The sequence below is a fragment of the Facklamia sp. P13055 genome (assembly GCF_050409445.1).
GTDB lineage: Bacteria > Bacillota > Bacilli > Lactobacillales > Aerococcaceae > Facklamia.
The window spans coordinates 1-9,070 of the sequence record NZ_JBNUPL010000034.1 but is presented as its reverse complement, the minus strand read 5'-3'; the positions used below and the strand labels follow the sequence as shown (position 1 = coordinate 9,070).

Genomic DNA, 9,070 nt, shown 5'->3' with positions numbered 1-9,070 from the left:
AAATATTTATAAGTATAATAAGTAAAGGTTTATACTGAAGTTAATATAGTAAATTAAAAAAAGTTATCAGAGTCAAGTCCATAATATTGTGTAAAATAACTTAGTACAATGTTCATCACCATTAAAGCCTCATATAAGCCCTTGAAGAAGTAATCCATTCTTCGTGGATGTGCATTAATACAGAGACAATTAATCGATTAGCTGAGTCGACATTTGGAAAGATTCGTACCACTTTCTCTCTACGACGTACTTCTTGATTCAATCGTTCTAAAAGGTTTGTACTTCGTCATCGAGAGTGGGCTGTTCCAATAGCGACATATTGGAATCCATCTTCAAAACCTTCATCCAAAACTTGGCATGCTTTCGCATATCGGGCTTGTATCTCAAATTCCTCAAGGATTTCTTGTTTTAGTTTTCGTGCTTCTTCAAGATTAGTCATTCGAAACACGGCTTTAACTTGCTCTCGAAAGAGCTGAGAATCTTTCTTTGGAATGCTGGCGAAGATGTTTCGTAAGAAATGTACTTGGCACCTTTGCCAGGATACATTCGTGAATTCTTTTTTGATGGCTGTTACAAGGCCTTTATGGGCATCGGAAATAATGAGTTTAACACCTTGTAAATGACGTTCTTTTAAGTACTCGAAGAAATGTGTCCATGTTTGTTCACTCTCACCATCTTGGATGAGAAATCCTAAGACTTCTCTTTCTCCAGATTCACTAAAACCGATGGCGATATGGCAGCTTTTAGAAACAACTCGATTATTTTCACGCACTTTAATATAAAGCACATCTGTCATGAGATAGGGATAGCTTTTCTCAAAAGGTGCAGTTTGCCATGCTTTGACAACCTCGTCTAATTCTTTAGTAAGATTAGAAACAAAGGACTTAGAGACTTGTTTACCACATAGTTCTTCGACGATTTGGCTGACTTTTCGAGTCGAAACACCTGAAACATACATCTCGAGCATAGACGCTAAAAGAGCTTTTTCAAGTCTTTGATATCTTTCAAAGATATCTGTTGAAAACTGACTATCCCTTGAGCGTGGGACACGAAGAGTAAGAGTACCCACTCGCGTTGTGTACGTTCTATCGTAGTAGCCATTACGTTGACTCACAGGTTCTTCACCGCGTTCAAACTCACCAATACCAATGTATTGATCGCGTTGGTTTTCCATCAGTTGATTAAATACCGTTGTTAGTAAGTTTTTGGCAAGATCATCAGAAACCGAACGATTAATAAGTTTTTGAATCTCTTCTGGATTTAAAGTAAAATGTATTTGGGTCATGACAGTCCTCCTGGGTATGTTTTCTTAGTCAAAAACATTGTACCGTAAAAGGACGTTTCATGACCTTTTTTACTTTTACACAATTATATGGACTTGACTCAATCAAACTACAAACTAAATGGTGTATAATTTAGCTTATAAATTATATTGAGAACTTGAGTACACTAATTGGAATAAATAATTTAAAATAGAGTTTAGATACTTTTGTAAATAAGACTTTTACTAAATCAAAAGGAGCTATTATGTTAAGCATAAGCAATCTAACAATCAAAAATCATCAGATCCCCTTATTTACTGCGGATTTTACAATCTTTCCTTACTCATTGGTAGCTCTTACGGGTCCTAATGGTAGTGGGAAATCGACCTTGTTAAGGACGATTGCAGGTTTAAGGAAAGAAACTCAAGGGCAGAACAGTCTCGACATTGAAGATCGACAACTTAGGGGTAAAAGTTTTAAGCAGGCAGTTTTTTATTTTGAGTCGGTCAATTGGTTGGATAAAAATCTATCGGGAATGGATTACTTAAAGCTTTATAATAAAGTCTGGCAAGCTGATCCAGACCTAATCGAAAGGACGGTTAATCGATGGCAAAGTCACGATTACATCAAACAACCGATTTATAAGTACTCGCTCGGTATGAAACAAAAGTTAGTATTATCATTATATGAAGTAACCAATCCTACTTATTGGCTAATGGATGAACCAACTAATGGTTTAGATTATGAGAGTCTTAATCAATTTAAAAGCTATCTCCAAACACAACGTGATGAAGGAAAGGCTTTCTTAATAGCGACCCATGAACAAGTGGATTTTCTTAATCTTTGCGACAAGATATACTCTATCCAGGGCCATCAATTAGAAGAAAGAGAGGTTAGCCATCATGAAGCCATTTAACCTTTATTTGAAACAAATCTTTAAGGCTAGACTTAACTGGTTGCCCTTGTCTGTCAGTATCTTGGTAATGGCTTTTCTACTGGTAATGAATACTTCTTCAGAAAGCAAAGTAGGATTTATTGCCTCACTAGATGATAATAATGAAATAATGCAATATATTAGCAGTGATTATGAGGATACTCTATCCGGTGATCTAAATTCCAAAGACAGAAATAAAATTTTTGAAGCACAAGAGTCCCTAAAACAAAATATCTCTCAAAACCTTAAAGCAATTGAACGAGCGAAGGTCGGTGATTGGTCGGAAGCCCTTGCGATTCAAGTTGAATTAATGGAAAGGAATGAATTAGCTGACATAGAGTCAAAAATTCATAAATTTGATGAAAATTATATTCGTAATACCTATGGAAAGTATCAGCGCTACAAAATATTGCAAGGACTTAACTTACCTCCTGAATTTGAAGGAGGAGAGAGTCGTGGTTATACTTTTCTATACAGAATGCTTGATACCGTCTTTCCAATTATTTTTATCTTATGTTTGGTTACTTTATTAAGCGACAGCTTTACCCGTCAATTTTATGATCAAATAGACCTTGAAGACCTATTTCCAGTGAACCAGGTGACTTGGCAATTAGATAAATTAGTTAAAATTTACTTAATTTCCCTTTTGGTATATGGAGTAAGCTTCGGATTGTTCTTCATTGTAGCTGGTCTGGTTAATGGTTTTTCATCCTATCAATATCCGATTTCAATCTATACGGACACATACATAGAGACCCTTCCAGTCTGGTGGTTAATCGCGCAGACAAGTGTCATGCATGCTTTTACTATCCTTATGACGGTTATCTGGGTCTATCTGATTGCTATATTGACTAAGGAAAAATTAATTACCCTCTTCGTTTCTGCCTTGACATTGATTGGGGGAATCTTATTAACAGGAAATATTGCGCCTTTGGCTAAGGTCATGCATTTTATTCCAACCACCTATTTCTTCGCTACCCGTGTCATTACCCAACAACTTGCTTATGAGAATGTGAACCAAGCCATTACTTATCAAAATGGTCTCTTGCTAGTAAGCATAGTTAATCTTTTTCTGATAGCATTGATAATGTTAATTAAATCTAAACGACTTCATTCAATAATACAACTTTTTAAGAATGGATAAATTCATATTTAACTACAAAGTCATATCAAAATACAGAGAATTTTAGATTATCAATTATTAAGAAAAGGTCAAGAAGGTGCAAATACAGCTGAAAATGATAGAGGATTTATAATTATACTAATCATTTCAATATAACTTAGAAAAGACTTCTATTAATGATGTGCACCCCAAAATACGGACAAAAATTTAATATTTAATTATTAAGCGGTTTGTAACCTGTATTCAACAGGAGACAAGCCGTTTAATTTTGCTTTAATTCTTTCTTCGTTATACCAACGGATATAACCTTTAATTTCTTTCTCTAAATGATTATAAGAGTTAAATGTGACACCATGGAACATCTCTTGTTTAAGAATTCCGAAGAAATTCTCCATCGGAGAATTGTCCAAACAACTTCCTTTTCGAGACATGCTTTGAGTGACGCCATTTTTTGTGAGCTTTGACATCCATGATTTATGCTGGTAGTGAAAGCCTTGATCCGAATGAATGATTAAATTAGATTCAATGTTTCTTGTTTGAAGAGCTTGATCGAACATCGTATTTGTCATGCGAATATCAGGTCTATAACTTAAATTATAAGTGACTATTTCTCCGTTAAACGCATCTAAAATAGGTGAAAGATAAAGTCTTTTTTCCTGACCCGGTAAACGAAATTCGGTGACATCAGTTAACCATAATTTATTGGCTGCCAAAACATTAAATTGATGAGTAACGATGTTGTCTGCGATTTTACCGACAGTTCCCTTATATGAGCTGTATTTTCTGCTTTGAGTATTAAACTTATCACAAAGCAAATTTTCTTCTCTAATCATTCGCAAAACTTTCTTGTGATTAACAATATAACCCAGTTTTCTTAACGTTAAACTGACTCGACGGTATCCGTAACGTTCTTTGGACGCTTTAATAATCTTTCTAATTTCCAGCTTGATTTGAGTATCCGGATCAATCATTAGCTTGAACTCTTTCTTCCAGTCATAAAAGCTTGATTTAGGTAAACTACTAATCTTAAGCCATTCAACTATTTGAGTTTGAGGGTATTTTTCAAGTAAGTCTAAATGATCTGCGTCTTTTCCTTGCTTCGGGTTCTTCTTTTTTCTTTTATCAGTCATATTTTTTCTCGGCTTTCCGCTTTATTTGTTCAAGCCTGAGAAACCTTCTTTTTGATAAATTCGATTCCAATTACATATCAGCAATCCGTTAGGCAAATCGAATTTTTCAACAGCTTCTTGATAGGAACATTCATGTATTTGCCTATATTTTATGACAGACAACTCAAATTTGCCACTATATTCTATTTTATTGAGCTTTTTATTAAATCCTTCGAAGCCATGGTTTTCATACATCTCTATCCAATTTCTAACTGTAGAAGATGGAATTCTATACTTTTCTGCTATTAAATCACGACCACCGGTCGTTCCATCAAGATATTCATTCACTAATTTGATTTTAAATCCTTTTGAATATTTAGACATAAAAAGAACCCCTCTATCCAAGTCCGGAATTAGGGGTTCAATACATTAAAAGGAAGTCTTTTTTATTTCTAATGAGGAATTAGTAACTAACTAACTAATTCCATATTGATAAATATTCTTAGCAGGCTGCTATCGAGAGCGAAATGTTTTTCAAATAATACCAGTATATAATGATATCAGCTGTTTGTGATAGAATTGATGAAGAATGTTTTAAGACCATAGAAACAGTTAACACTTTTACGGCATTCCCCATTTTTAGTGTGGAAAGCATCGTCTTATCAACTCAGGCGGCTATTTTATATTTAAAGAGAAATTGGCCAGTAAAAGTAAGTTTGCTATCGGTTTGATTATAGTTACTTTGGTCTTGATAATTATTTCATATTTATTCAATAAGAACTCTAAATAAAAAGTAATAGTTCAATTAGATTGATGGAAATAAAATAAGATTCCAACCTTTATGTCGTTGTTTTCATCGGCGTGATATGTAAAGATTTTTGAAATGAAGAAATATAAAAAATCGACAACAGATAATTAGTCTAAAAAGGTAATGTTTATTATTAAACCAACGTACTATGCAAAATGGTAATTATTTAACTAATATCGATGTGCGAATTGACTTATCTGATTTATACAAGCTTAAAATAAGGTTAAAAAAATTCTTAGTTATCTGCCAAATAATAAATTGAAGTTTAATTATGAATAGACATTCTATTTATGAAAATGAGGTGAAAATTTATTTTCAAATCATTATTAAAATTCAGATACAATCGAGTATAAATTGATTTCTAAAGCTATTTATTCTAAGTGATAATTTTTCTTTAGAAATATCATTTTTAAAAATTTGAGGATCTATATCCACTATCTTTTTATTTTCTTACATCAATAATGACTTAGTACTGAAAAAATCCATAACGGAATTTTTTTGTTTAACCTCAAGGATTCCATAGAAAAAGAGACCTCCCTTTTATAAGCTTTTAATATCGACAAAACAATCATCAATAGGAGGTTTTTTTATGGAACACTTTAACATACAATATTTCACATCACTAGCACAAAAAGAATCTGTACATGAAATTTTCGACAAGCCTTAGAAGAAGCGATTAACTCATTACTTTAAATCGAAAGGACAGTCTTTCTTAATTAAGAGAAATGAGAAGTCAATGTCTATAATACTAATGATTCTAGAAATATCTATTATTAGAGAACTTTAATGACAGAATATGGTGCGCTATATTTTAAAATTTCCCACGATCGCTTAGGTGAGTCAGATGTTATAATGTTTCAATGTCTTCAACAGATTCCCCTCTTTCCTAGCAAGCATGATTATTTTGATATATTACAAAGGCGTATCCACGCGTAATATCTCAGACCTCATCGAAACAATGTACGGTCATCGTTATTCTTTAACGACAATCTCCAACTTTTTAAAAATAGTTGAAGGGGAGTTAAAAGCTTACTGACAATGTCTGATAAAAAAGACCTTGATTATCTCTATTATGACGCTACTTTTGTCCCAGTTAGACGTGGATATGTCTCTAAAGAGCCGTCTATACCATTATCAGGATCGATGTTCAAGGCTATAAATAGATTTTAGATTTTCGGATTTATTCTACAGAGTCAGCAGTTCACTATCATGAAATGATTCAGAATTTAGAAAAACGCGGTCTAGAAAATGTTTTACTATTTGTCTCAGACGAATTAATGGGATTAGCATAAGCTCTCACCAATAAGTTTTCTTTAGCGCTTCATCAATCATGTTTGACACACCTTTTGAGACATTTTCAATGAAGGGGTGTGAAAGACAGTCATGAGGTGTTAGAAACTTAATAAAAGTTCTCTAAGCCAGCAATATCTTAGAAGCCACTAATATACTCACTACATTTATTAGAATTGGGAAGCAATTTCTATAAAATTAATCCAATAATTAGACAGAAGAAGGATCTCTTTTCATTTATGTATTTCCTAAGGAAATATGGCCTTTATTATATACTAAAAACCTCTCAGAACCCTTCAATAAGCGAATTTATTGTATCACCAAAGTCAAGGAACAGTTTTTTTATAAAACGTCTCTTGAAAAAATAAGGTTTTGTTACGTCACAGAGAATAATGCGAAATTTGGTCAACGTATACATAAACGATATTGTAAAGTGATTTTTGAACTGCAAATTCTTTTGAACCAAAAGCGACCTGTCAATAATATAAACTAAATGAAGGAATGGCCAAAAACAATTTTTAAAAAAGACAAGCTAGTGCCCCTCGGTTGCTTCCCTCGCATTTTAGATGAATCATCTTGTCAAGGGAAGAGACAAGGTCAGTATTAAATAAGATAATTTATCTAAAATGCGAGGCAACAGTTAAAATTAAGTGACAGTTAAATATAGGTATTAAGATCTTCCAATTTAGTTTACACAATTAATTTGACACTACCAAACGAAGTCAAGTCCATAATATTGTGTAAAATAACTTAGTACAATGTTCATCACCATTAAAGCCTCATATAAGCCCTTGAAGAAGTAATCCATTCTTCGTGGATGTGCATTAATACAGAGACAATTAATCGATTAGCTGAGTCGACATTTGGAAAGATTCGTACCACTTTCTCTCTACGACGTACTTCTTGATTCAATCGTTCTAAAAGGTTTGTACTTCGTCATCGAGAGTGGGCTGTTCCAATAGCGACATATTGGAATCCATCTTCAAAACCTTCATCCAAAACTTGGCATGCTTTCGCATATCGGGCTTGTATCTCAAATTCCTCAAGGATTTCTTGTTTTAGTTTTCGTGCTTCTTCAAGATTAGTCATTCGAAACACGGCTTTAACTTGCTCTCGAAAGAGCTGAGAATCTTTCTTTGGAATGCTGGCGAAGATGTTTCGTAAGAAATGTACTTGGCACCTTTGCCAGGATACATTCGTGAATTCTTTTTTGATGGCTGTTACAAGGCCTTTATGGGCATCGGAAATAATGAGTTTAACACCTTGTAAATGACGTTCTTTTAAGTACTCGAAGAAATGTGTCCATGTTTGTTCACTCTCACCATCTTGGATGAGAAATCCTAAGACTTCTCTTTCTCCAGATTCACTAAAACCGATGGCGATATGGCAGCTTTTAGAAACAACTCGATTATTTTCACGCACTTTAATATAAAGCACATCTGTCATGAGATAGGGATAGCTTTTCTCAAAAGGTGCAGTTTGCCATGCTTTGACAACCTCGTCTAATTCTTTAGTAAGATTAGAAACAAAGGACTTAGAGACTTGTTTACCACATAGTTCTTCGACGATTTGGCTGACTTTTCGAGTCGAAACACCTGAAACATACATCTCGAGCATAGACGCTAAAAGAGCTTTTTCAAGTCTTTGATATCTTTCAAAGATATCTGTTGAAAACTGACTATCCCTTGAGCGTGGGACACGAAGAGTAAGAGTACCCACTCGCGTTGTGTACGTTCTATCGTAGTAGCCATTACGTTGACTCACAGGTTCTTCACCGCGTTCAAACTCACCAATACCAATGTATTGATCGCGTTGGTTTTCCATCAGTTGATTAAATACCGTTGTTAGTAAGTTTTTGGCAAGATCATCAGAAACCGAACGATTAATAAGTTTTTGAATCTCTTCTGGATTTAAAGTAAAATGTATTTGGGTCATGACAGTCCTCCTGGGTATGTTTTCTTAGTCAAAAACATTGTACCGTAAAAGGACGTTTCATGACCTTTTTTACTTTTACACAATTATATGGACTTTATCAAAAATTAAAAAGTATCATTGATAATTAATAATTGAGGAATGTAGTTCATGATAAGTAATATTTCGTAAAATTAATTCCTATTAAAATTGCTATTATTTAATAACAGCTGTTTTTAGGTTTAATGAAACTGAATTTGGAAAGTGTCATTCACTCATATAACTATAACAATTAAAGAAAAAATTAAAAATATAAAAATATAAAAATATATTAATTTATAGAGAGGATATAAAAATGTATGATCAATTTGAATTTGAAGAGCTAATTAATTTATACAAAACAATAAATCAGAATCCATACATAATAATTTTTGTATGGTTAGTAGTCTTTGACTTCATTACTGGCTATGCAAAAAGTTTTTTAAGTGGTATCGCAAACTCCACAAAAGGCTTACAAGGCTTGGTTAAGCATCTACTAGTTGTTATGTTAGTGATTTCCGTTTGCCCGTTACTTGAGATGTTAGGATTTGAGTCAATATCTACAAGTTTTATAGTATTCTATATAGTAACATA

General features: G+C 33.3%; 6 protein-coding genes and 3 pseudogenes. 5 read left to right on the top strand and 4 right to left on the bottom strand.

Translation table 11 applies throughout. The features are described 5' to 3' along the window. Positions 1 to 121: 121 nt before the first annotated feature. Positions 122 to 1,285: pseudogene (locus ACQV2O_RS08205) on the bottom strand (IS256 family transposase). Positions 1,286 to 1,527: 242 nt separating this feature from the next. On the opposite strand from ACQV2O_RS08205, the gene ACQV2O_RS08200 reads away from it, so the two are divergent. Both ACQV2O_RS08200 and ACQV2O_RS08195 read left to right on the top strand, forming a co-directional pair. Then, positions 1,528 to 2,178 carry an ATP-binding cassette domain-containing protein gene (locus tag ACQV2O_RS08200; protein ID WP_428875522.1) on the top strand — a complete coding sequence of 217 codons (651 nt, stop codon included), beginning with the start codon at positions 1,528 to 1,530 and terminating at the stop codon, positions 2,176 to 2,178. After that, the gene (locus ACQV2O_RS08195) at positions 2,165 to 3,340 is read left to right on the top strand and encodes a hypothetical protein (RefSeq protein WP_428875521.1); all 1,176 of its coding nucleotides are present in this window, start codon (positions 2,165 to 2,167) and stop codon (positions 3,338 to 3,340) included. The genes ACQV2O_RS08200 and ACQV2O_RS08195 overlap by 14 nt, the downstream gene beginning before the upstream one ends. A 200-nt stretch (positions 3,341 to 3,540) precedes the next feature. Here ACQV2O_RS08195 and ACQV2O_RS08190 read toward each other — a convergent pair whose 3' ends face one another. Together ACQV2O_RS08190 and ACQV2O_RS08185 are read right to left on the bottom strand one after the other, a co-directional pair. Continuing rightward, on the bottom strand, positions 3,541 to 4,449 hold the full coding sequence (locus ACQV2O_RS08190) for an IS3 family transposase (protein ID WP_428875519.1): 909 nt from the start codon (positions 4,447 to 4,449) through the stop codon (positions 3,541 to 3,543). A gap of 21 nt (positions 4,450 to 4,470) precedes the next feature. Next, complete coding sequence (locus ACQV2O_RS08185) at positions 4,471 to 4,812, bottom strand: helix-turn-helix domain-containing protein (protein WP_428875518.1); 342 nt, start codon at positions 4,810 to 4,812, stop codon at positions 4,471 to 4,473. Between the two features lie 1,301 nt (positions 4,813 to 6,113). On the opposite strand from ACQV2O_RS08185, the pseudogene ACQV2O_RS08180 reads away from it, so the two are divergent. Both ACQV2O_RS08180 and ACQV2O_RS08175 read left to right on the top strand, forming a co-directional pair. Then, positions 6,114 to 6,272 (top strand): annotated as a pseudogene (locus ACQV2O_RS08180) (transposase); the annotation flags it as partial. A gap of 178 nt (positions 6,273 to 6,450) precedes the next feature. Next, entirely contained in the window at positions 6,451 to 6,528 is a 78-nt protein-coding gene (locus ACQV2O_RS08175) for a hypothetical protein (protein ID WP_428874572.1), read from the top strand. Positions 6,529 to 7,297: 769 nt separating this feature from the next. On the opposite strand, the pseudogene ACQV2O_RS08170 reads toward ACQV2O_RS08175, so the two are convergent. Continuing rightward, positions 7,298 to 8,461, bottom strand: a pseudogene (locus tag ACQV2O_RS08170) (IS256 family transposase). A 331-nt stretch (positions 8,462 to 8,792) separates the two neighbouring features. Here ACQV2O_RS08170 and ACQV2O_RS08165 point away from each other — a divergent pair. Further along, positions 8,793 to 9,070 (top strand): phage holin family protein (locus ACQV2O_RS08165; protein ID WP_428874610.1); only part of this gene is annotated, 278 nt, incomplete at its 3' end.

Coding starts and splice junctions, on each gene's coding strand:
- ACQV2O_RS08200 (WP_428875522.1), top strand. CDS start 1,528: ATGTTAAGCATAAGCAATCTAACAATCAAAAATCATCAGATCCCCTTA.
- ACQV2O_RS08195 (WP_428875521.1), top strand. CDS start 2,165: ATGAAGCCATTTAACCTTTATTTGAAACAAATCTTTAAGGCTAGACTT.
- ACQV2O_RS08185 (WP_428875518.1), bottom strand. CDS start 4,812: ATGTCTAAATATTCAAAAGGATTTAAAATCAAATTAGTGAATGAATAT.
- ACQV2O_RS08175 (WP_428874572.1), top strand. CDS start 6,451: ATGATTCAGAATTTAGAAAAACGCGGTCTAGAAAATGTTTTACTATTT.
- ACQV2O_RS08190 (WP_428875519.1), bottom strand. CDS start 4,449: ATGACTGATAAAAGAAAAAAGAAGAACCCGAAGCAAGGAAAAGACGCA.